Raw genomic sequence first — 21,192 nt, 5'->3', positions numbered from 1 at the left:
CCCCTCATCCGGCGCTTCGCGCCACCTTCTCCCACAAGGGGAGAAGGGAAGTCAGAGCAGGAATAACGGCATGGCAATCAGGTTTGACGGACGCGTCGCTATCGTCACTGGCGCGGGCAATGGTCTTGGGCGGGCGCACGCGCTGGGGCTCGCCAGCCGCGGCGCCAAGGTCGTGGTCAACGATTTCGGTGGCGCGCGCGACGGCACCGGCGGCTCGCTGTCGCCCGCCGAAACCGTGGTCGAGGAGATCCGCAAGGCCGGCGGCACCGCGATGGCCGACGGCGCCGATGTCTCGAACTTCGAGCAGGTCACCGCAATGGTCGAGCGCGCCACCAAGGAGTGGGGCAGCGTCGATCTGCTCTGCGCCAATGCCGGGATCCTGCGCGACAAGTCGTTCACCAAGCTCGAGGTTGCCGACTGGGCCAAGGTGCTCGACGTGCATCTCACCGGCACCTTCTACTGCTGCAAGGCGGTGTGGGCCGGCATGCGCGAACGGAACTATGGCCGCATCGTGCTGACGACCTCGTCGTCGGGCCTGTTCGGCAATTTCGGCCAGGCCAATTACGGCGCGGCGAAGGCCGGCATGGTCGGCCTGATGAATGTGCTCGCCGAAGAGGGTCGCAAGAACAACATCAAGGTCAACACCATCTCGCCGACGGCTGCGACCCGCATGACCGAGGAACTGCTGCCGCCGCAGGCGCTGGAGTTGATGAAGCCGGAGGCGATCACGCCGGCAGTCGAGTTCCTGCTCTCGGAGGACGCGCCGACCCGCACCATCATGGGCGCCGGTGCCGGTTCGTTCGCCGTGATCCGCGTGCTGGAGACCGAAGGCGTCAACCTGCCGCAATCCGAATGGACGCCCGACGGCGTCGCCGCGCACTTCAACGCGATCAGCGACATGTCGACCGCGAAGGCGCTGCAGGGTGCGTTCGAGCAGACGCAGAAGTATGTCGCCCAGGCCGCCGCGCGGGCCGGGATCAAGCTCTGAGCATGAGCGTCGCCGTCATCGGAGCCGGTCCCGCCGGCCTGATCGCGGCGGAAACCCTTGCGGCGGGTGGCGCACAGGTCACCGTCTACGACGCGATGCCGTCGGCCGGCCGCAAGTTTCTGATGGCCGGGCGCGGTGGGCTCAATCTCACCCACAGCGAGCCGCTGCCCGATTTCCTCGCGCGCTATCGCGAGGCGATGCCGCATCTGACGGCCGCGGTCCACGCGTTTCCGCCCGACGCCCTGCGCGCCTGGAGCGCGGCGTTGGGGCAGCCGACCTTCGTCGGAACCAGCGGCCGCGTGTTTCCAAAAGTGTTCAAAGCATCGCCATTGCTGCGTGCCTGGCTGCGGCGGCTCGATGCGGCGGGTGTTGCGTTTGCGTTCCGGCATCGCTGGATCGGGTGGGACGACAGCGGCGGATTGTTGTTTGCAACGCCGGACGGTCCGCGCGTGGTCAATGCCGACGCGTCGGTGCTTGCGCTCGGCGGCGCGAGCTGGCCGCGGCTCGGCTCCGACGGGACGTGGACGGTGACCGTCGCAGCGAAGGGCATCGCCGTCGCACCGATGCGGCCGGCCAATTCCGGTTTCACGGTCGCGTGGTCGGATGTCTTCCGTGATCGCTTCGAAGGGCAGCCGCTGAAGGGCATCGCATTGACGATTGGTCCGCACACGGTGCGCGGCGAGGCCGTCGTCACCCGCGCGGGCATCGAAGGCGGCGCCATCTACGCGTTGTCGGCGGAATTGCGTGAGGCGGTGCTGGATATCGGGCAGGCAACGCTGACAATCGCGCTGCGTCCGGACCTCGACGCCGCCGCGCTGACCGCCCGCCTGTCGGGGACGCGTGGCAAGCAGTCGCTCGCAAATTTCCTGCGCAAGGCGGCGCAGCTCTCTGCTGTCGGCATCGGCCTCATGCAAGAGGCCGCGATTGCGTCTGGCCGGCCACTGGCATCGTTCTCGCCGGCAGAGCTCGCGCAGCTGATCAACGCGATTCCGGTGCAGCTCACGGGCATCGCGCCGATCGATCGGGCGATCTCGACCGCCGGCGGGATCAGGTTCGACGAACTCGACGAACATTTCATGTTGCGGCGTTTGCCCGGCGTTTTCGCCGCTGGCGAAATGCTCGACTGGGAAGCACCGACCGGTGGCTATCTGTTGCAGGCGTCGTTCGCGACGGGGGTCGCCGCGGGGAAGGGCGCATTGAATTGGTTGAAGTCGTAGCTCCGTAGGATGGGTAGAGCACAGCGAAACCCATCGACTTCGATCCGCACTGCGAGATGATGGGTTTCGCTGTGCTCTGCCCATCCTACGCGGTACCACTCATTCCGATCCCGTCTTCGTCGCGAGGTCGGTGATGAACCCCAGCACGCCGAACGTCGCGGCCACCGCGCAGACCGCCGTCCATCCACCATAACTCCATGCCGCCGACGCCGCGGCCGCACCGACCGCGCCGCCGATGAAGAACAGCGCCACGAACAGGCCGTTGATCCGGCCGCGCGCCTCCGGCTGCAACAGATTGACGGCGCGGCGGCCGAGCGTCTGGTCGGTGGTGATGCCGAAATCGAGCAGCACGGCGCCGACGCCGAGCAGTGACAGGGCAGCGATCCGCGACTCGATCATGCCGGCCCAGGCGCACAGCACGAGCGCGCCGGCGATGAGGAGGTGCGAGACGATCAGCAACGGCCGCGCGAAACCCCGGTCGCCCCAGCGGCCGGCGATCGGAGTCGCTGCCGCTCCCGCAACGCCGATCAGCGCGAACAGCGCGATCCCCTTGGCATCGAGCTTGAACGGCGTATCCGGCAGCCGCAGCGCGACAGCCGCCCAGAATGCGGTGAACGATGCCATCACCAGCGCCGCGGTCCAGGACCGAACGCGCAGCACCGGCTCCTCGCGCAGCAATCTCGGGAATGAACGCAACAGCGCGCCGTAGCTGACCTTCGCTGCGGGCTGCAGCGTCGGCAGATAGCGCGCCAGCGCGCAACCGAGCGCGGTCATCAGCACAGCCGAAGTGAGGTAGTAGCCGCGCCAGTTCCAACTGTCCGCGATCAGGCTCGCCAGCGGCCGCGACAGCAGGATGCCGATCATCAAGCCGCTCATGACATCGCCGATCGCCTGGCCTCGACGCTCCGGTGGCACCATCGAGGCGACCAGCGGCACCACCATCTGGATGGCGGCGCAGGAGGCGCCGAGGATGAAGGTGGCGGCCAGCAAGATCAGCGGCGTTGGCGCCATGGCGGTACCGACCGCGGCGACGATGGCGCAGGCGAGGGTCCGCAGGATCAGCCGCTTGTTCTCGACGAGATCGACCAGCGGCACCAGCAGCAACAGCCCGAGTGCGTAGCCGAGCAGGGTCAGCGTCGAGATCAGGCCCGCCTGCAGCGCGGTCATGTCGAGCGATCGGCTCATCAGGCCGACCAGGATCTGCGGCGCGAATAGGTTCGTGACGACGGTGCCGGTGGTGATGGCGCCGATCCAGATCAAGGGACGCACCGAGACGGCGCGCGCCGGGGAGAGCTTGTTGGCTTCGGAAATGGTCATGGGACCTCGCGATGGAGTGGCGAGGCCCCCTTTAGGGGATCGGGATAATATGCTACAATTCAAATAAGATGATGAAGAATATGCGAGCTTGTTATGAACACCCATGACCTTGTGGCGTTCGTCGCCGTCGTGGAGACCGGATCGATCGTCGCGGCCTCAGCGCGGCTCAACCTGACCCAGCCCGGCGTGACGCGGCGGATCCAGAATCTCGAGGAGATGCTCGGTGCGCAGCTGCTCGACCGGCTGTCGAAGCCGCTGAAGCCGACGGCTGCGGGGATCGAGGCCTATGAGCAGGGGCGCCGCGTGCTGCGCATGCTCGACGACCTCAAGTCAGGCGTCGCCAATGACGGGGTGGTGCGCGGCGAGTTCAGGCTCGGCCTGACGCCGTTCCTGTCGGAGGCGGGGCTGACCGGTCCGCTCGATGCGGTGCGCGGCGAATTCCCCGCGCTTGCGGTGCGCGTCGTCTCGGGCTGGTCGCCCAATCACATGGAACGAGTCAGCCGCAACGAGCTAGACGCCGCGGCGATCTGCCTGCCCGACGGCACCGCGCCATCAGACGATCTCGCGGCCGACGATCTCGGCGCGCAGCCGGTGGTGTTCGTCGTCGCGCGCGACATGAAGACGCCGAAATTCGTCGACCTCGAATGGCTGTCGCAGACCGGGTGGGTGATCAACCAGGACGGCTGCGGCTTTCGCCAGACGCTCAAGCGCCATTTCGACGCGGCGCATCTGCCATTCAACATCGCGGTCGAGGCGCTCGACAGCGAATTGCGCCTGTCGCTGGTGGCGCGCGGCCTGGGCATTGGCCTGGTCACGCCGGTGGCGCTGAAGCGAAGCCCGATCCGCAGCCGGCTCAAGACCGTGAAGATCGCGGATTTCAATCCGGCGGTCCGCGCTTGGGTCGTGCACCGCCCGCCCGCCGGCCGCCTGGCGCGTCCGATCGAGGTGTTTCGCTCAGCGCTGGATCAGGAGCTGCAGGCGCTGATCCGAGGGTAGATTCGTAGGATGGGTAGAGCGAAGCGAAACCCATCAACTTTCATCCACGCTACGAGATGATGGGTTTCGCTGCGCTCTACCCATCCTACAGATTGCCGCTACCGCAGCTTGCCGCGCGCCGTCACCGGCAACGCGCCGATGATCTCGTCGCCGCGCACCATCACGACCTCGTCCATCATGTTGACGACGACGCAGACGTGGTTGGGTACGATCCGCACGACGTCGCCGACGTTGGGCCGGGTGTTGCTGCGAGAGAGGTCGAGGAAGCCGTGCTCCTCGGCGAAGCGCGCGATCTTGGCCTCGGGATGTTCGAGGATCAATCCGTGACCGTCGAGGCCGCCGGTGTCCGAGGTCAGCGTCTTGGAGCCGGCATCGAGGATGCCGCGCTCGGGGCCGGCACGGCTGACCACGGTGGAATAAATATGCAGCGCGCAATCGTCCCAGGCCGCGACGCCGGCCGCGACCTGCATGCGGTCGTTGTAGATGTAGGTACCGAAGCGGTGCTCGGTGCCGCCCTTCAATTTGCCGAGATTGACGAGGTTCGGCGTGCCGCCGGTCGAGACGATGGTCGCATCGAGGCCGTGGGCGCGGACGCCGGCCAGCGCCTCGTCGTAGAATTTCTGCGCATCCGCCCAGCCGGTCTCGGTCGGGTACAGCATGAAGCCGGCGAAGCTCAGGCCCTTTGAGCCTGCGATCTCGCGCGCCAGCGCGATCGCCTCACGTGGGGTCTCGACGCCCGCGCGCTTGCGTCCGGTGTCGCATTCGACGACGACCGAGAGCGGGCGGCCGGATGCGGCAGCCGCCTTCGGCAGGTCACCGACCACGACCGAATTGTCGGCCGCGACGGTGACGTTGGCATTGGCTTGGAGCGCGCCGAGCCGCGCCATCTTCTCGTCGCCGAGCAGATTGTAACTGATCAGGATGTCGTCGACGCCGCTATCGGCCATGATCTCGGCCTCGCCGAGCTTCTGGCAGGTGATGCCTTTGGCGCCGGCCTTGATCTGCAGCTGCGCCAGCATCGGGTTCTTGTGGGTCTTGATGTGTGGCCGGTTGGCGATGCCGGCCTCGTCGCAGGCCTTCTGGATGCGCGCAATGTTGCGCTCGACCCGGTCCATGTCGATCACGGCGCAGGGCGTGCCGTATTCCTTGGCGATCTTGGCGGCGAGGGGCGTGGTCATCGGGTCAACTCCGGTTCAGCCTGGTAGGAGGGGTAGAGCGAAGCGAAACCCATCATGTTTCCGCGCGGATCCAAGTCGATGAGTTTCGCTGCGCTCTACCCATCCTACGCATCTACGCATCATGCCTGTTCGATCTCTTCGCGCAGCACTTCGAGTTCGAGCCAGCGGTCCTCGGCGGCGGCGAGTTCGTCCTGCGCCTTGGCGATCGCGGCTGACGCAGCATCGAACTTCTTGCGATCCTTCGCATAGAGGTCGGGATCGTCGAGCAGCTTCTGCTGCTTGGCGATCTCGGCGTGCAGCTTGTCGATGGTCTTCGGCAATGTTTCCAGCGCGTGCTTCTCGTTGAAGCTCAGCCGGCGCCTCGGTGCCGCTTCGGGTGCGGCGGCCCTGGCTTCCTTTTTCTCTTCGATCGCGGCGTCCGCCTTCACCGTCTCGCGCTTCACGTCGGCGCCGCGCTGCGCCAGCATGTCGGAATAGCCACCGGCATATTCGATCCAGCGGCCTTGGCCTTCGGGCACGATCACCGACGTCACCACGCGGTCGAGGAAGTCGCGGTCGTGGCTGATCAGGATCACGGTGCCCTCGTAATCGCCGAGCATATCCTCGAGCACGTCGAGGGTTTCGAGATCGAGGTCGTTGGTCGGCTCGTCCAGGATCAAGAGGTTCGACGGTTTTGCCAGCGCGCGCGCCAGCATCAGGCGGCCGCGCTCGCCGCCGGAGAGGGCTTCGAGCGGCGTGCCGCGCTGCTCCTGCGCGAACAGGAAATCCTTCATGTAGCCGATGACGTGCTTTGACTTGTCGCCGACCATGACGTGGTCACCGCGGCCGCCGGTGAGTGCTTCGGCCAGGGTCAGTTTCGGATCGAGGCTCTCGCGATGCTGGTCCAGCGTCGCCATCTCGATGTTGGCGCCGAGCCGCACCGAACCGGAGTCCGGCGGATCGTTGCCGATCAAGAGATGCACCAGCGTGGTCTTGCCGGCGCCGTTCGGGCCGACGATGCCGACGCGGTCGCCGCGCTGGATCCGGGTCGAGAAGGTATCGACGATCGTGCGCTCGCCGAAGGCCTTCACGATGCTTTTCGCCTCGATCACGAGGCGGCCGGATTTCTCGGCCTCGGCGGCGGCGAGCGTGGCATTGCCAGTGGCGCCGCGGTAGTCGCGGCGCTGGTCGCGTAGTGCAAAGAGATTGCCGAGCCGCTTGACGTTACGCTTGCGGCGACCGGAGACGCCGTAGCGCAGCCAGTGCTCCTCGTTGACGATCTTGCGGTCGAGCTTGTGCTGCTCGCGTTCTTCTTCGGCCAGCACCTCGTCGCGCCACGCCTCGAAGGCGCCGAAGCCACGCTCGATCTGCCGGATCTGGCCGCGGTCGAGCCAGGCGGTGGTGCGCGACAGATTGGTGAGGAAGCGGCGGTCGTGGCTGATCAGGACCAGCGCGCAGCGCCGGCTCTCCAACTCGCCCTCGAGCCATTCGATGGTCGGCAGGTCGAGATGGTTGGTCGGCTCGTCGAGCAGCAAAATATCGGGCGAGGGTGCCAGCACGCGCGCCAGCGCCGCGCGGCGCGCCTCGCCGCCGGAGACATGCGCTGGATCTTCCTCGCCGCTGAGGCCGAGCTGTTCGAGCAGATAGCGCGCCTGGTAGTGGTCGTCGCCGGGGCCGAGGCCGGCTTCGACATAGGCCAGCGTCGTCTTGTGCTCTCCGAAATCCGGCTCCTGCGGCAGATAGCGGATGGTGGCGCCGGGCTGCACGAAACGGCTGCCGCCATCAGGCTCGACAAGGCCGGCGGCGATGCGCAGCAAGGTCGACTTGCCGGAGCCGTTGCGGCCGATCAGGCAGACGCGTTCGCCCGCGGAGACCGACAGTTCGACGCCTGACAGCAGCGGCGTGCCGCCAAAAGTCAGGCTGATGTCCTTGAGCTGAATGAGCGGTGGGGCCATCGCGCTAGTTCCCGTTCGCCGGCGCCTGCTCGGCGCGGCGGCGCTGGATGCGGCGGATGGTCTGGTCGAGTGTCGACAGGAAGGTCGAGCGATCGCGCGGCGAGTAGGATTTCGGCCCGCCGGTGATCTCACCCGACGAGCGCAGGTCGGTCATCAGATTGCGCACCGCGAGCGTCATGCCGATCGATTGTTCGGTGAACGGCTTGCCGTTCGGCGCGATCACGTCGGCGCCGGCCTTGACGCAGCGGCTCGCCAGCGGAATGTCCGCGGTGATCACGACGTCGCCCTCATGCGCGCGTTCCGCGATCCAGTCGTCGGCGGCATCCATGGCGGAACCGGCGGCGATGCGCTCGATCAGCGGATCCTGCGGCACGCGGATGAAATTGCCCGCGACCACGCTGACGGGCACGCCGAGCCGGATCGCGACGCGATAGATTTCGTCCTTCACCGGGCAGGCGTCGGCGTCGACATAGATGCGGGTTTGGGCAGGGGTTTCAGTCATCGATTCATTGGTTGGCGGGCGCGGCCTGCGTGTACTCCATGGTGCGGAAAATTGCGAGCAAAACGAGAGGCTTGCCACGTCTTTTCGTTCGACTACCATTGTCGCCAGAAAAGCAACGGAAATAAGGGAAAACCCCATGTCTTCAAGCGCCATGCAGACCTACCGCGTCTCGGCCTACAACACCTCGAAACTGTCGGAGAACAAGATCCACGACGACACGGTGGCGCGGAAGTTCGGCTTTTCCGGCGGTCTGGTGCCTGGCGTCGACGTGATGGCCTACATGATGCATCTGCCGGTCGAGAGATGGGGGCGCGATTTCCTGGAACGCGGCCTGATCGAGGCCCGTTTCGTGAAGCCGGTCTATGACGGCGAGATCGCGGTGTTGACCGGCCGGGAAACCGGCAACGGGCTCACGATCGAGCTGCATAGCCGCGGCGAGCTCTGCGCCACCGGCACCGCGTCGCTGCCGGCATCCGCGCCGAAATTCGTGCTCGACGATTACAAGCAGGTCGCGGCCGTCGCCGAACGCAAGCCGGTCAGCGCGTCGTCCTATGAAGAGGGCAAGTGGCTCGGCGTGATCCCCCGCGACTGGTCCGGCGACGCCGCGAAGGAATATCTCGCCGATATCAGGGAGACCGACCCGATCTATTTGCGCGAAGGTCTCGGTCATCCCGGCCTGCTGCCGCGGGTGATGAACAAGGTGCTGGTCGACAATGCGATCCTCGGGCCGTGGATCCATGTCGGCACCCGCATGCAGCTGTTGTCGGCCGGCAGGATCGGTGACGAGCTGACCGCGCGCGCCAAGGTGACCGGCAATTACGACAAGAAGGGCCACCGCTTCGTCGAACTCGACGCGCTGGTGCTCGGCAATGGCGTGCCGCTCGCGCATTGCTGGCACATCGCGATCACCCAGCCGCGCGAGCAGGCCGCGGCGTAGGCCGACGACGCTGCCGGCGTTAACCGGGCAGTCTATCGACGCGCGCAACTGTCATCCCCCGCGCATGCGGGGGATCCAGTACGCTGCGGCTTCTCGGTTCTATCGCTGACGTCTCTGGAATACTGGATCGCCCGCTTTCGCGGGCGATGACACCTGTGTTTGTGGTTACGGCAAGGCAGCCCTTACGCTGCCTTCGCCTTGGCGTCCTGGATCGCGCGCCAGACGCGTTCGGGGGTCAGCGGCATGTTGATGTGCTTGATGCCGTACTCCGCCAGCGCGTCCACCACGGCGTTGACGATGCAGACCAGGCTGCCGGCGCAGCCGGCTTCGCCGCAGCCCTTGGTGCCGAGCGGGTTGGACTTCGCCGGCGAGGGATGATCGCCGACCTGCATCGACGGCACGTCGCCGGCGCGCGGTAACGCGTAGTCCATGAACGAGCCGGTGATCGGCTGGCCGGAGGCGTCGTAGCTGACTTCCTCCATCAGCGCCTGGCCGATGCCCTGCGCCACGCCGCCATGCAGTTGGCCGGCGACGATCATCGGATTGACCACGACGCCGAAATCGTTGACCGCCGAGTAGCGCACGATCCGCGTCACGCCGGTGTCGGGATCGATCTCGACCTCGGCGACGTGGCAGCCGTTCGGGAAGGTCGACGCGGTCTCCTTGGTGGCGTGATCGACGTCGAGCGTCTCCGGCGTGCCCTCCGGCATCTTGCTGTCGCGCATCCGCTCGGCGAGCTCCATGATGCCGATCGAGCGGTCGGTGCCGGCGATGGTGAAGCGGCCCTGGCCGAATTCGATGTCGGCCTCGGAGGCCTCGAGCATGTGCGCGGCCGCCTTCTTGCCCTTCTCCACGACCAGCGCTGAGGCCTCGACGATCGCTTGGCCAGTTGCGGTGATCGAGCGTGAGCCGCCGGTGCCGTTGCCGAAGCGCACCAGATCGCTGTCGCCTTGTTCGAGCGTGATCTTCTCGAAGGGAACTCCGAGTTGCTCGGACAGCACCTGCGCGAACGGGGTGGCGTGGCCCTGGCCGTAGTCGAGCGTGCCGGTGGTGAGCTTCACCGAGCCGTCGGGCTCGAAGGTGATCTTGCCGAGCTCGCCGCTCGGCGGCGCGGTGACCTCGAGATAGGAGCCGACGGCGATGCCGCGCAGCTTGCCGCTCTTCCGGCTCTCCTTCTTGCGCTTGGTGAAGTTCTCATAGTCGGAGATTTCGAGTGCCTTCTGGAACACGCCGGCGAAATCGCCGCTGTCATAGGTGACGCCGGAGGCGGCCGGGAACGGCAGCTGCGACGGCTTGATGAAGTTGCGCTTGCGCAGCGTGAAGCGGTTGATGCCCATCTCGTCGGCGGCGGCGTCGATCAGCCGCTCCATGTAGTAATTGGCCTCGGGCCGGCCGGCGCCGCGATAGGCGCCCATCAGAGTGGTGTTGGTCAGAACCGTCTTGATGTCGACGCCGAGCAGCGGCGTGCGGTAGACGCTGGCGAGGTTCTTGCCGGTGTTGAGCGACAGCGGTCCCGGCGCGACGCCGGTGATATAGGCGCCGAGATTGCCGTAGCCGGAGAGGCGCACCGCGAGGAACTTGCCGTCGGCATCGAGCGCAAGCTCGGCATGGATCAGCTGCGCGCGGCCCTGGCTGTCGGACAGGAAGCTGGTCGAGCGCTCGTCCAGCCACTTCACGGGACGGCCGAGTTGGCGCGCCGCGTGCGCGATGCAGGTGTACTCGGGATAGTTGAGGTTCTTCATCCCGAACGAGCCGCCGACATTGCCGGTGAGGATGCGGACCTTGTCGGTGGGCACGTTGAGCAGGCGCGCCAGGATCGCCTTGTTGCCGGAGACGCCCTGGGTCGGCACCTGCAACGTGAAGCGTTCGGTCTTTTTGTCGTAATGCGCGAGCGCGACGCGCGGCTCCATCGAGACCACCGCAACGCGGGTGTTGACGATGTCGAGTTTTGTGACGTGCGCGGCGGCGGCGAACGCCGCTTCGATCTTGGCGGTGTCGCCATAATGATAATCGAGCGCGACGTTGTCGGGGATGTTGTCATAGAGCTGCGGCGCGCCGGGCTTGGTCGCTTCGGCCGCATCGGTGACTGCCGGCAGCGGCTCGATATCGACTTCGACCGCCTCGGCCGCATCGCGGGCCTGCGCCGCGGTCTCCGCCACCACGAAGGCGACGGGATCGCCGACGAAGCGCACCTTGTCGGTTACGAGCGCCGGGCGGTTGGTCTGCTTGAGCGGCGAGCCGTCGCGGTTCTTCAGCGGCAGGCCGCAGGTGAAGGGGTTGTAGCCGGCGGCCGCGAGGTCGGCACCGGTCCAGACGCCGAGCACGCCCGGCAGCGCCTTGGCGGCCGTCGTATCGATCCCCTTGATGATTCCGTGGGCATGGGATGAGCGGACCATCCAGCAATACGCCTGGCCGGGCAGGGAGAAATCATCGGTGTATTTGCCCTTGCCGCGCACCAGGGTGTCGTCCTCCTTTCGTCGAACGGGCTGTCCGACACCGTATTTTTGCAGTGCGATAGCGTTTTCGAGAGAGGCGGGCGGCGTATGATCTTGCATCGAAAATGACCTGAAATGCCCGGATTTGCTGGAGTTTGGGGGCGCTGAGGAGATAACGCACGCCCCCCTTAACGACAACGCCCGATTGGGCATGGACCCAATGTGAACGGAGTTTGCGCAGGGCCTTGTCGCTGCTAAAGTTTCCGTGAACGGACAATTATTCGGCAGGCCCATGGATTGCCCTTGGGGTCCTGCGGAAAGACAGTGTTTTGATGAATGACTATGTGCGGCTTTGTGACGGCCCTCCGGCCGGCGAAGCCCCGTCAGGGCTGATTGCGGCGGCCGCGGAAAGCGGCGTCTACGCTGCGCTCGACCTCGGCACCAACAATTGCCGGCTGTTGATCGCCTGTCCCACCGGCGACGGGTTCCGCGTGGTCGACTCGTTCTCGCGGATCATCCGGCTCGGCGAGGGCATCGCCGCGACCGGCTCGATCAGCGAGGCCGCGATCGAGCGGGCGATTGCCGCGCTCGCCATTTGCAGCGACAAGATCCGCTATCGCAAGGCCCGCCGGCTGCGGCTGATCGCCACCGAAGCCTGCCGCGCCGCCGGCAATGCCGAAAGCTTTCGCGCGCGCGTCGCGGCCGAGACCGGCATCGAGCTCGAGGTGATCGATCGCGAGACCGAGGCGACGCTCGCAGTGATCGGCTGCTCGCCGCTGCTCGACCCGAAGGGGCGGGGCGCCATCCTGTTCGACATCGGCGGCGGCTCGACCGAGCTGGTGCGGATCGAGCGCGATCCCGCCGCGCCGGATGCGCCGCCGCGCATCAAGGCGTGGATGTCGATCCCGCTCGGTGTCGTCACGCTCGCCGAACATTTCGGCGGCAAGAACGTCAGCAGGGACATGTATGCGCGGATGATCGAAGAGGTCGCCCGCCACGTCGCGCCGTTCGCGGCCGAGCACGGCAAGGACCTGCGCGACATGCACATGCTCGGCACCTCGGGCACCGTGACCACGCTCGCCGGCGTGTTCCTCAATCTGTCGCGCTACGACCGCCGCCGCATCGACGGCATCTGGATGAACGATGGCGACGTCACTGCGACGATCCAGAAGCTGCTCGGCATGAGCTACGAGGCGCGCGTCAACAACAACTGTATCAGCGTCGAGCGGGCCGACCTGGTGCTGGCCGGCTGCGCGATCCTCGACGCGATCCGCAACGCGTTCCCGATGCCGCGGCTTCGCGTCGCCGATCGCGGCCTGCGCGAGGGCATGCTGGTCGAGATGATGCGCGAGGACGGCGCGCTGCGGGCGTGCTAGAGCTTCCTTAGCCTCGCCCCGCTTGCGGGGAGAGGCCGGATCTTGCGCGAAGCGTAAGATCCGGGTGAGGGGGACTCTCCACGAAAGCATCTCTCACCGTCATTGCGGAAGCAGCCCCTCACCCCAACCCTCTCCCCGCAAGAGCGGGGCGAGGGAGAAGAGAAAATGGAATGGCGAAAGACACCACCGGGCGGCTGCACGTCACGGTCAAGAGCGGCGGCAAGCGAAAATTGTCGTCGAAACTCTGGCTCGAGCGCCAGCTCAACGATCCCTACGTCGCCAAGGCCAAGGCGTTGGGCTACCGCTCGCGCGCGGCGTTCAAGCTGCTCGAGATCGACGACAAATACCGCCTGCTCAAGCCAGGCATGACCGTCGTCGACCTTGGCGCGGCGCCCGGCGGCTGGAGCCAGATCGCGGCCAAGCGCACCGGTGCAGCTGACGGCAAGGGCAAGGTGGTCGCGATCGATTTGCTCGAGATGGGCGAGATCCCCGGCGTCACCTTCGCGCAGCTCGACTTCCTCGACCATGACGCGCCCGAAAAACTGATCGCGATGATGGGCGGCCGCGCCGATTTCGTGATGTCCGACATGGCTGCCAACACCACGGGCCATCGCAAGACCGATCAGTTGCGCATCATCGGCCTGGTCGAGACCGCCGCGCATTTTGCCGGCGAGGTGCTCAATCCCGGCGGGACGTTCCTGGCCAAAGTGTTCCAGAGCGGCGCCGACGCGGAGTTGGTGGGGCAGCTGAAGCGCGATTTCGCCAGCGTGCGTCACGTCAAGCCGTCCGCCAGCCGGCAGGATTCCTCCGAGCGCTACGTGCTGGCGACCGGGTTTCGGGGGCAGGTGAACAAGCGCTAGTGCAACCCCGACGGAATTCGTCCCGTCACCCTGAGGTGTGAGCGTAGCGAGCCTCGAAGGGGATGCGGTCCGACTGGTGCCCGTCCATCCTTCGAGGGCCGCTAAAGAAGTGACGGCGATAGATCGAGCGTCATTGCTGTAATGACGGAGCGGGCGGCCTTACCCCAGCCGCTGATCCCGCGCGTTCTGGGTGTCCTCGGTCGCAACCTTGACCGCTTCGGCTGCGGCGCGCTTCTCGGCGCCCTTGCGGCTCGATATGTCGATCGCCTTGCGGCCGGCGATTTCGTTGCCGGCGTCAACTGGCATTTGCCAGAAGAACCAGGCGGACGCCGCCGAGATCAGCGACACCACGATGAACGCCGGTCCGAACACGTCGGCGGAGAGCTCGGTCTGGTGATGCAGCGCCAGCGTGGTTTCGACCGAGAACGCGCCGACCGCGACGCCCGCGGACACCGCGAGCTGCTGGTTGACGCTGACGAGGGTGGTGGCGCGGCTCATCTGCGGCGCCTCGACCTCTGCATAAGCGACGGTGTTGATCGCGGTGAATTGCAGCGAGCGGAAGAAGCCGCCGACCACCAGGATGGTGAAGATCAGCATCAGCGGCGTCGAGATCGTGAACAGCGCACAGGCGGCGAGGAAGGCCGAGCTGACCACCGCATTGACGGTCATCATGTTGCGGAAGCCGAAGGCCTTGATGATGCGCGCCGCCAGCGTCTTCATGCCCATGGCGCCGACCGCCGAGGCGAAGGTGACGAGACCGGACTGGAACGGCGACAGGCCGAAGCCGACCTGCATCAGCAGCGGCAGCAGGAACGGCAGTGCGCCGATGCCGAGCCGGAACATGAAGCCGCCGACGATCGAGGCCCGCATGGTCGGCAGCCGCAGCAGCCCGAAATCGAGCACCGGCGAACCGGTACGCCGCGCATGGATGAGGTAGAGCGTCATTGACACCGTGCCGACCCCGACCAGGCCGGCAACGATCGGCCACGGTAACAGGTTGAGACCTGCGACCGACAGCCCGAAGGCGATGCCGGCGAGCCCGATGCCGGCGAGCACCAGTCCCACCAGGTCGAAACGCTCGGGGTCCTCGCTCTTGATCGGGTCGATATATTTCAGCGCCAGGAAGATGCCGAGCAACCCGATCGGGATGTTGATCAAAAAGATCCAGTGCCAGGAGAAATAGGTGGTGATGAAGCCGCCGAGCGGCGGCCCGATCACCGGGCCTATCAGCGCCGGCACCGTCACCCAGGCCATCGCGTTGACCAGCGCGCTCTTGTCGACCGAGCGCAGCAGCACCAGCCGCCCGACCGGGGTCATCATTGCTCCGCCGAGGCCCTGCAAGATGCGGGCGAACACGAAATCGGTCACCGAGGAGGACAGCGCGCAGCCGATCGAACCGAGCATGAACACCGCGACGGCGCCGGCAAATACGATGCGGGCGCCGAAGCGGTCCGCGGTCCAGCCGCTGGCCGGGATGAAGACCGCAAGCGACAGCAGATAGGACGTGATCGCAAGCTTCAGCGTCAGGGGGCTGGTGCCGATATCGGCGGCAATCGCCGGCAGCGAGGTCGCAATCACCGTGGAGTCCATGTTTTCCATGAACAGGGCGGTGGCCACGATGAGCGGGATCAGGCGTTGTTTGTTCATCAAAATAGGACAGCCGAGCTGAAAAAGGCGGGCGAGGGGGCCATATCATCCTGCCCCGCACCACGCTATTGCGGAACAGGGCAAACGCCCTAAATCCAGCGTGACGCTGCTATGCATCCGCCAGCGCCCGAGGTGTGCCGTGATCTACGTCCTTGCCGCTCTGCTGCCGCCGATCGGGCTGCTCCTGAACGGACAGCCGTTTTCGGCCATCTTCAATCTGGTCCTGATCGTGTTTTGCGCGATTTTCGGGCTGTTTTTCCAGGTCTTGCTGCTGGTGCCGTCGGCCCATGCGGTCATCGCGGTCCATATGAAGCGGGAAGACCGGCGCCATCGCGAGGTGGTCGAGGCGATCCGCCGGCACGGGCCGCCGCAGGGATACCGCTAAGCAGGCGAGAGGGCCCCTGAACCGGCTCGTAAAAAGCCTGTGCATGGCTGGCAAACGCTTTGATTCGTCATGCCGCCATGCTATCGACCAGCGTCAACCCCACCGATGGGCGCCGATTCGACGGTGACGCAGCGAGCGTCGCCGCAGGTAGCACTCATCCGTAAGACCATCGCGGCTGGACCGCAGATAAGGAGTTGGCAATGGCCACGGGATTTCCGGCTATCCGCGAAGCCTACACATTCGACGATGTGCTTCTGAAGCCCGGTCTGTCCGACGTTCTTCCCTCGGAAGTCGACATCCGCTCGCGGGTCACCCGCGCGATCCAGCTCAACATCCCGATCATGGCGTCCGCGATGGACACCGTCACTGAGGCGCGGATGGCGATCGCGATGGCGCAGGCAGGTGGCCTCGGCGTCATCCATCGCAATTTCGATCCCGAAGGCCAGGCCGCCCAAGTGCGGCAGGTCAAGAAGTTCGAATCCGGCATGGTGGTCAACCCGCTGACCATCGGCCCCGAGGCCACGCTTGCCGACGCGCTGGCGCTGATGAAGGAAAACGGCATTTCCGGCATTCCGGTCGTCACAGGTAGCGCCAAGAACGTGCCCGGCAAGCTGGTCGGCATCCTGACCAACCGCGACGTGCGCTTTGCCAGCGATCCCCGGCAGAAAGTCTCGGAGCTGATGACGCACGAGAACCTCGTGACGGTGCGCGAGGGCGTCAGCCAGGACGAGGCGAAGCGGATGCTGCACCAGCATCGCATCGAGAAGCTGCTCGTCGTCGACGACCAATATCGCTGCGTCGGCCTGATCACCGTGAAGGACATCGAAAAGGCGGTCGCTCATCCGCTGGCCTGCAAGGACGCGCAGGGCCGGCTTCGCGTCGCTGCCGCCACCACGGTCGGCGAGACCGGCTATGAGCGCACCGAGCGGCTGATCGATGCCGGCGTCGACGTCGTCGTGGTCGACACCGCGCACGGTCACTCGCGGCATGTGCTCAACGCCGTCAACCGCATCAAGCGGCTCTCCAACGCGGTACAGGTCGTCGCGGGCAACGTTGCGACCGAGGGCGGCGCGCAGGCGCTGATCGATGCTGGTGCCGACTGCATCAAGGTCGGCATCGGCCCGGGCTCGATCTGCACCACGCGCATCGTCGCCGGCGTCGGCGTGCCGCAGCTCACCGCGATCATGGATGCGGTCGCGGCGGCGAAGAAGGCCGACGTGCCCGTGATCGCCGACGGCGGCATCAAATATTCCGGCGACCTTGCCAAGGCGCTTGCCGCCGGCGCCGACATTGCGATGGTCGGCTCGCTGCTCGCCGGCACCGACGAGACGCCCGGCGAGGTGTTCCTGTGGCAGGGCCGCTCCTACAAGGCCTATCGCGGCATGGGCTCGGTCGGCGCGATGGCGCGCGGCTCGGCCGACCGCTACTTCCAGCAGGACATCAAGGACACGCTGAAACTGGTGCCCGAGGGCATCGAGGGCCAGGTGCCGTACAAGGGCCCGGTCGGCAACGTGATGCACCAGCTCGCTGGTGGCCTGCGCGCGGCGATGGGCTATGTCGGTGCGAAGGACATCAAGGATTTCCACGACAAGGCCGAGTTCGTCCGCATCACCGGCGCCGGCCTGCGCGAAAGCCATGTCCACGACGTGACCATCACGCGCGAGGCTCCGAACTATCCCGGCGGGGTGTAAACCTCTCCCCACGTCATTCCGGGCTCTCGCCTCGCGAGGCCCGGAATGACGTTCTTCAAAAGTCGGCGCCAGCGCCGTTCCGAAATGACGCCCGTCATTTCAAACAACATTTCAAACAAGCGCGCGCGAAAGAGCAAATCCATCTCCCTTGCGGGGAGCTGGATTGCATGACTACGTGTGCGCCACGAACCAATCACCTCAAGAGGAAATCCAAATGTCCCAAGGAAAGCGCATCGTTCTGGCCTCGCGCCCGCATGGCGAGCCCACGCCGGCCAATTTCAGGCTCGAGGACTACACGCCGCCGACACCAGGCGCGGGCGAAGTGCTGCTGCGCACCATCTGGCTGTCGCTCGATCCCTATATGCGCGGCCGCATGAACGACGGCCCGTCCTACGCCGCGCCGGTCCCGGTCGACGGCGTGATGGAGGGTGGCACAGTGAGCGAGGTAATCGCCTCCAACAATCCCGCCTTTGCCAAGGGCGACATCGTGCTGTCGCGCGCTGGCTGGCAGACGCATGCGCTGTCCGACGGCAAGGGCCTCGCCAAGATCGATCCCAAGATCGCGCCGATCTCGACGGCGGTTGGGGTTCTCGGCATGCCCGGCATGACTGCCTATACGGGACTGCTCGAGATCGGCAAGCCGCAGCCGGGCGAGACGGTGGTGGTTGCCGGTGCCTCCGGCGCGGTCGGATCGGCGGTCGGCCAGATCGCCAAGATCAAGGGCGCGCGGGCGGTCGGCATCGCCGGTGGCAAGGACAAGTGCGACTACGTCACCGGCGAACTCGGCTTCGATGCTTGCCTCGATCATCGCGATCCGGATCTGGCGGCGAAGCTGAAGCAGGCCTGCCCGAAGGGCATCGACGTCTATTTCGAGAATGTCGGCGGCGCCGTGTTCGAGGCGGTCTATCCGCAGCTCAACGCGTTCGCGCGCGTACCGGTGTGCGGTCTGATCGCACACTACAACGACCGCGAAGCGCGGGCGCCGAAATGGGCCTCGTCGATTATGTTCGCGATCCTGACCAAGCGGCTGACCTTCCGCGGCTTCATCGTCAGCGACTTCGCCGCCATGCATGGCGACTTCCTGCGCGACATGTCGCAGTGGGTGCGCGAGGGCAAGGTCAAGTACAAGGAGTTCGTGACCGAGGGCCTCGACAGCGCGCCGGAGGCCTTCATGGGCCTGCTCAAGGGTGCCAATTTCGGCAAGCAGCTGGTCCGGATCGGGCCGGACAAGGCCTGAACGATAGCGTTTTCGAGCGAAGCCTGTCCCGGACTTGATCGGGGATGGGCACCGGTTCGCGAGAGGAAAGCGCGTCAAAACGAGGCTTTCCAGCTCCTACTACGCGCAACAAAGTATCAAAAACGCCACAATGGCGGGCTTTTGGGGGCTTTCGGCCCCCATTTGCTTGACTGGGACCCGGAGCAGTTGATTCAATATGGCTATATTTCAGGTGTAGCCATGGTTTTTGAAGCGATTGTTTTCGGGGTCATTCTCCTCGCCCTCGGCTATTGGGCGACGATGTTCGTCATGGGCCGCCGTGACGACGTCTTGCATGGAAAATTTGTCGCGGACGAGCCGGCAGCCGAGCCGAGGCGCTTCATGCCGAAACTGCCGCGTGTGCAGCCCGCGCCGACGGCACCGCAGTCGAACAAGGACTCGCTGCAGGCGCTGCTCACCGTCATCAAGCAGGATCTGCACGACGCGGCGCGGAGCTGAGACGGCTCACGCCGCCTCCTTGCCGAGCAGCATGTCCAGGTCGACATCGACCTGGCCCTTGGCCCTGATGTGGCGCACTTCAAAGCTGTCCGGCTGGAAGCGGTACTCGACCAGGCCGGTTTCCTTGATGCCGATCACTTCCTGCCGCGCATCTGAAATGACAAAGCCGGCCGAGGGCGCCCAGACCTGCCTGACATGCTCGAACGTGTAGTCGCGGCGCTGGTGCACATGGCCGCTGCCGACCAGGCGCCAGTCGACCTTGCCGAACATCTCGATCAGACGGCGGCGCGCCGGCTGCGGCACATAGCGGATCGCGGTCTCGGCGCGTTCGGCATCGTAGGGCACGTCGAGATACAGCGGCTTGTGCAGGAACAGCGCGACCGGTCTGCCCACGGCCTTGTCGAGCGCCGAGGCGAGCCAGTCGAATTGCTCGGCCTCACTGTCGAGGCCGGTGTTCATGATCAGCGAATTGAGGCCGATGAAGCACCAGCCGGCGGCGTCGAAATGCCAGTGATCCTCACCGAGCACCGAGGTGAAGGCGCGGCGCGTTTCTTCGGTCGGCAGTTGCGCCGGCACCGGGCCGACCGCGGTCGGATTGTCGCCGATGTCGTGGTTGCCCGGCAGATAGAGGCAATCGACCGGCAGCGCGCTGTGCAGCTGTTTGGCGAACACCAGATCGTCGCGGCTGGTCGGTCCATCGAACGAAACGTCGCCGGAGTTGAGCACGAGGTCGGGACGCGTTGCATCGATGTGCTCGCTGACGCGATGAAAGTTGTCGACGAGCGGCTTGAAGCGGCGCGCGAGGTGAGTGTCGGAGATTTGTGTCAGGCGGAACTGGGACATGCATCGATCCTTTCGGCCGAATTATAGCGTCGGCGCGAAGTCGGAACGATGACGATTTCGCTGTGTTCTTCGCTGCCCTGTTTGATGCGTTGTTTGATGTCTTGTTTGATCCGGCGGCGCGGGCCGCTAGATCGCGAGCTGCTTGTCCGCGCGGACGGGCAGGGCAGGCGGACCGCCGCGACCTCCGAGCAGTCCCGTACTCGGCGGGTTTGTTCCCGTCACGGCCGGCGATGCGTTGAGGCCGAGATAGGCAAGCGCATCGTGCCCCTTGTCGTAGGCCGCATAGCCGAGCAGGCTGAGCACCAGCGCCGTGGCGAGGCTGTGCCTGACGATGTCGCGCGTCGAGCGATAGCCGCTGCGGAAATAAACCGAGAGCAGGATGACGACCAGGAGCGCGGTGGCGACGCCGGCGAGCCCCGACAGCACCATGCCGAGCCCGCCGTCCGCGGCGTCGTCGAACCAGCCGATGCCTGGGTCGATCGCCTTCAGCAGGGAAGTGAGGAGATCGCCGAGGCTCGCGGCCGCCAGGGCCGCGCCGTCCAGGATCGGGGTGATGATGCCCATCGCGTCAGCCGTGAGGAACTGAAACCGCCATTGTTTCTGTGAGTTGGTCACCCGGGCTCGGATGATGGTTCAACTGGTTACCCAGGCGCGTGATCAGCAGGCTTCATTGTGTTGCGCGGCCGTGGCGGCTAAGAGGGCGGCCGGACGCCCGGCTTGAGGGAGATTCTTGATGTCGGTTCAAATGGTTCTGTTACCGGTCTTCATCCAGATTGGGCTCACCTTCGCGCTTCTGTTTGGGATGGCCACGTTGCGCACGCGGACGCTGGCGAGCGGCGAGACCAAGATGGCCGATATCGCGCTGCGCCAGCCGAACTGGCCGGAGCGCGCCACCCAGCTCGGCAATTGCTTCGCCAACCAGTTCGAGCTGCCGGTGCTGTTCTACGTCCTGATTGCCATTGCGCTGCCGCTGCGCCGTGCCGATCTGTTCATCGTGCTGATGTCCTGGGTGTTCGTGGTGACGCGGTTTGCCCATGCCGGGGTATTCGTCACCTCCAACGACGTGCGGCCGCGCTCGCTCGCCTGGTTCGCCGGCGTGCTGGTGCTGGCGGCGATGTGGCTGTATTTCGCGCTCAAGCTCCTGCTGCTGATCTGATGCGCCCAACCGAAAG

Annotated in this window: 19 protein-coding genes; 11 read left to right on the top strand and 8 right to left on the bottom strand. The window is 65.8% G+C overall.

The window, feature by feature from the left end; all coding sequences use genetic code 11:
* Window positions 1-70 precede the first annotated feature (70 nt).
* Window positions 71-988, top strand: coding sequence for an SDR family NAD(P)-dependent oxidoreductase (locus CO675_RS13355; protein WP_097672372.1), 918 nt, complete (start codon window positions 71-73; stop codon window positions 986-988).
* Between the two features lie 2 nt (window positions 989-990).
* Window positions 991-2,205 carry a BaiN/RdsA family NAD(P)/FAD-dependent oxidoreductase gene (locus CO675_RS13350; protein WP_097672371.1) on the top strand — a complete coding sequence of 405 codons (1,215 nt, stop codon included), beginning with the start codon at window positions 991-993 and terminating at the stop codon, window positions 2,203-2,205.
* 99 nt (window positions 2,206-2,304) lie between these two features.
* Here CO675_RS13350 and CO675_RS13345 read toward each other — a convergent pair whose 3' ends face one another.
* On the bottom strand, window positions 2,305-3,522 hold the full coding sequence (locus CO675_RS13345; protein ID WP_097672370.1) for an MFS transporter: 1,218 nt from the start codon (window positions 3,520-3,522) through the stop codon (window positions 2,305-2,307).
* 93 nt (window positions 3,523-3,615) lie between these two features.
* Here CO675_RS13345 and CO675_RS13340 point away from each other — a divergent pair, with 93 nt between their 5' ends.
* Window positions 3,616-4,518, top strand: a complete 903-nt coding sequence (locus CO675_RS13340; protein ID WP_097672369.1) for a LysR family transcriptional regulator — start codon at window positions 3,616-3,618, stop codon at window positions 4,516-4,518.
* Window positions 4,519-4,616: 98 nt separating this feature from the next.
* Here CO675_RS13340 and CO675_RS13335 read toward each other — a convergent pair whose 3' ends face one another.
* The 3 genes from CO675_RS13335 to CO675_RS13325 form a co-directional block, all read right to left on the bottom strand.
* Window positions 4,617-5,696, bottom strand: a complete 1,080-nt coding sequence (locus CO675_RS13335; RefSeq protein WP_097672368.1) for a D-TA family PLP-dependent enzyme — start codon at window positions 5,694-5,696, stop codon at window positions 4,617-4,619.
* Between the two features lie 119 nt (window positions 5,697-5,815).
* Window positions 5,816-7,630: an ABC-F family ATP-binding cassette domain-containing protein gene (locus tag CO675_RS13330; RefSeq protein ID WP_097672367.1), complete on the bottom strand. Its 1,815-nt coding sequence runs from the start codon at window positions 7,628-7,630 to the stop codon at window positions 5,816-5,818.
* Between the two features lie 4 nt (window positions 7,631-7,634).
* Window positions 7,635-8,132, bottom strand: coding sequence for a YaiI/YqxD family protein (locus CO675_RS13325; RefSeq protein WP_097672366.1), 498 nt, complete (start codon window positions 8,130-8,132; stop codon window positions 7,635-7,637).
* 136 nt (window positions 8,133-8,268) lie between these two features.
* On the opposite strand from CO675_RS13325, the gene CO675_RS13320 reads away from it, so the two are divergent.
* On the top strand, window positions 8,269-9,069 hold the full coding sequence (locus tag CO675_RS13320; protein ID WP_245452741.1) for a hotdog family protein: 801 nt from the start codon (window positions 8,269-8,271) through the stop codon (window positions 9,067-9,069).
* Between the two features lie 182 nt (window positions 9,070-9,251).
* Here CO675_RS13320 and CO675_RS13315 read toward each other — a convergent pair whose 3' ends face one another.
* Entirely contained in the window at window positions 9,252-11,624 is a 2,373-nt protein-coding gene (locus tag CO675_RS13315) for a xanthine dehydrogenase family protein molybdopterin-binding subunit (protein WP_097672365.1), read from the bottom strand.
* 212 nt (window positions 11,625-11,836) lie between these two features.
* Here CO675_RS13315 and CO675_RS13310 point away from each other — a divergent pair, with 212 nt between their 5' ends.
* Window positions 11,837-12,880, top strand: a complete 1,044-nt coding sequence (locus tag CO675_RS13310; RefSeq protein WP_097672364.1) for a Ppx/GppA phosphatase family protein — start codon at window positions 11,837-11,839, stop codon at window positions 12,878-12,880.
* Window positions 12,881-13,050: 170 nt separating this feature from the next.
* Window positions 13,051-13,740, top strand: a complete 690-nt coding sequence (locus tag CO675_RS13305; protein WP_097672363.1) for an RlmE family RNA methyltransferase — start codon at window positions 13,051-13,053, stop codon at window positions 13,738-13,740.
* 159 nt (window positions 13,741-13,899) lie between these two features.
* Here the strand turns inward: CO675_RS13305 and CO675_RS13300 are convergent, their stop codons facing one another.
* Window positions 13,900-15,387, bottom strand: coding sequence for a DHA2 family efflux MFS transporter permease subunit (locus tag CO675_RS13300; protein WP_198964593.1), 1,488 nt, complete (start codon window positions 15,385-15,387; stop codon window positions 13,900-13,902).
* Between the two features lie 139 nt (window positions 15,388-15,526).
* On the opposite strand from CO675_RS13300, the gene CO675_RS13295 reads away from it, so the two are divergent.
* The 4 genes from CO675_RS13295 (at window position 15,527) to CO675_RS13280 (ending at window position 19,177) form a co-directional block, all read left to right on the top strand.
* Window positions 15,527-15,772 carry a hypothetical protein gene (locus CO675_RS13295; RefSeq protein WP_097672361.1) on the top strand — a complete coding sequence of 82 codons (246 nt, stop codon included), beginning with the start codon at window positions 15,527-15,529 and terminating at the stop codon, window positions 15,770-15,772.
* Window positions 15,773-15,972: 200 nt separating this feature from the next.
* Window positions 15,973-17,463: an IMP dehydrogenase gene (gene guaB, locus CO675_RS13290; RefSeq protein ID WP_097672360.1), complete on the top strand. Its 1,491-nt coding sequence runs from the start codon at window positions 15,973-15,975 to the stop codon at window positions 17,461-17,463.
* Window positions 17,464-17,677: 214 nt separating this feature from the next.
* Complete coding sequence (gene curA / locus CO675_RS13285; protein ID WP_097672359.1) at window positions 17,678-18,700, top strand: NADPH-dependent curcumin/dihydrocurcumin reductase; 1,023 nt, start codon at window positions 17,678-17,680, stop codon at window positions 18,698-18,700.
* A 219-nt stretch (window positions 18,701-18,919) separates the two neighbouring features.
* The gene (locus CO675_RS13280; RefSeq protein ID WP_097672358.1) at window positions 18,920-19,177 is read left to right on the top strand and encodes a hypothetical protein; all 258 of its coding nucleotides are present in this window, start codon (window positions 18,920-18,922) and stop codon (window positions 19,175-19,177) included.
* Between the two features lie 6 nt (window positions 19,178-19,183).
* Here CO675_RS13280 and CO675_RS13275 read toward each other — a convergent pair whose 3' ends face one another.
* Together CO675_RS13275 and CO675_RS13270 are read right to left on the bottom strand one after the other, a co-directional pair.
* The gene (locus tag CO675_RS13275; RefSeq protein WP_097672357.1) at window positions 19,184-20,020 is read right to left on the bottom strand and encodes a metallophosphoesterase family protein; all 837 of its coding nucleotides are present in this window, start codon (window positions 20,018-20,020) and stop codon (window positions 19,184-19,186) included.
* A 126-nt stretch (window positions 20,021-20,146) separates the two neighbouring features.
* On the bottom strand, window positions 20,147-20,635 hold the full coding sequence (locus CO675_RS13270; RefSeq protein ID WP_143279002.1) for a hypothetical protein: 489 nt from the start codon (window positions 20,633-20,635) through the stop codon (window positions 20,147-20,149).
* Between the two features lie 118 nt (window positions 20,636-20,753).
* Here CO675_RS13270 and CO675_RS13265 point away from each other — a divergent pair, with 118 nt between their 5' ends.
* Window positions 20,754-21,176, top strand: coding sequence for an MAPEG family protein (locus tag CO675_RS13265; protein WP_097672355.1), 423 nt, complete (start codon window positions 20,754-20,756; stop codon window positions 21,174-21,176).
* Window positions 21,177-21,192: the final 16 nt, after the last annotated feature.

Source organism: Bradyrhizobium sp. C9 (genome assembly GCF_002532045.1).
Taxonomy (GTDB): domain Bacteria; phylum Pseudomonadota; class Alphaproteobacteria; order Rhizobiales; family Xanthobacteraceae; genus Bradyrhizobium.
This window is presented reverse-complemented; position numbering and strand designations above follow the sequence as displayed.

Excerpts from the sequence above, each read along its gene's own strand:
- CO675_RS13355 (WP_097672372.1), top strand. The coding sequence starts at position 71 with ATGGCAATCAGGTTTGACGGACGCGTCGCTATCGTCACTGGCGCGGGC.
- CO675_RS13350 (WP_097672371.1), top strand. The coding sequence starts at position 991 with ATGAGCGTCGCCGTCATCGGAGCCGGTCCCGCCGGCCTGATCGCGGCG.
- CO675_RS13345 (WP_097672370.1), bottom strand. The coding sequence starts at position 3,522 with ATGACCATTTCCGAAGCCAACAAGCTCTCCCCGGCGCGCGCCGTCTCG.
- CO675_RS13340 (WP_097672369.1), top strand. The coding sequence starts at position 3,616 with ATGAACACCCATGACCTTGTGGCGTTCGTCGCCGTCGTGGAGACCGGA.
- CO675_RS13335 (WP_097672368.1), bottom strand. The coding sequence starts at position 5,696 with ATGACCACGCCCCTCGCCGCCAAGATCGCCAAGGAATACGGCACGCCC.
- CO675_RS13330 (WP_097672367.1), bottom strand. The coding sequence starts at position 7,630 with ATGGCCCCACCGCTCATTCAGCTCAAGGACATCAGCCTGACTTTTGGC.
- CO675_RS13325 (WP_097672366.1), bottom strand. The coding sequence starts at position 8,132 with ATGACTGAAACCCCTGCCCAAACCCGCATCTATGTCGACGCCGACGCC.
- CO675_RS13320 (WP_245452741.1), top strand. The coding sequence starts at position 8,269 with ATGTCTTCAAGCGCCATGCAGACCTACCGCGTCTCGGCCTACAACACC.
- CO675_RS13315 (WP_097672365.1), bottom strand. The coding sequence starts at position 11,624 with ATGCAAGATCATACGCCGCCCGCCTCTCTCGAAAACGCTATCGCACTG.
- CO675_RS13310 (WP_097672364.1), top strand. The coding sequence starts at position 11,837 with ATGAATGACTATGTGCGGCTTTGTGACGGCCCTCCGGCCGGCGAAGCC.
- CO675_RS13305 (WP_097672363.1), top strand. The coding sequence starts at position 13,051 with ATGGCGAAAGACACCACCGGGCGGCTGCACGTCACGGTCAAGAGCGGC.
- CO675_RS13300 (WP_198964593.1), bottom strand. The coding sequence starts at position 15,387 with ATGAACAAACAACGCCTGATCCCGCTCATCGTGGCCACCGCCCTGTTC.
- guaB (WP_097672360.1), top strand. The coding sequence starts at position 15,973 with ATGGCCACGGGATTTCCGGCTATCCGCGAAGCCTACACATTCGACGAT.
- curA (WP_097672359.1), top strand. The coding sequence starts at position 17,678 with ATGTCCCAAGGAAAGCGCATCGTTCTGGCCTCGCGCCCGCATGGCGAG.
- CO675_RS13280 (WP_097672358.1), top strand. The coding sequence starts at position 18,920 with ATGGTTTTTGAAGCGATTGTTTTCGGGGTCATTCTCCTCGCCCTCGGC.
- CO675_RS13275 (WP_097672357.1), bottom strand. The coding sequence starts at position 20,020 with ATGTCCCAGTTCCGCCTGACACAAATCTCCGACACTCACCTCGCGCGC.
- CO675_RS13265 (WP_097672355.1), top strand. The coding sequence starts at position 20,754 with ATGTCGGTTCAAATGGTTCTGTTACCGGTCTTCATCCAGATTGGGCTC.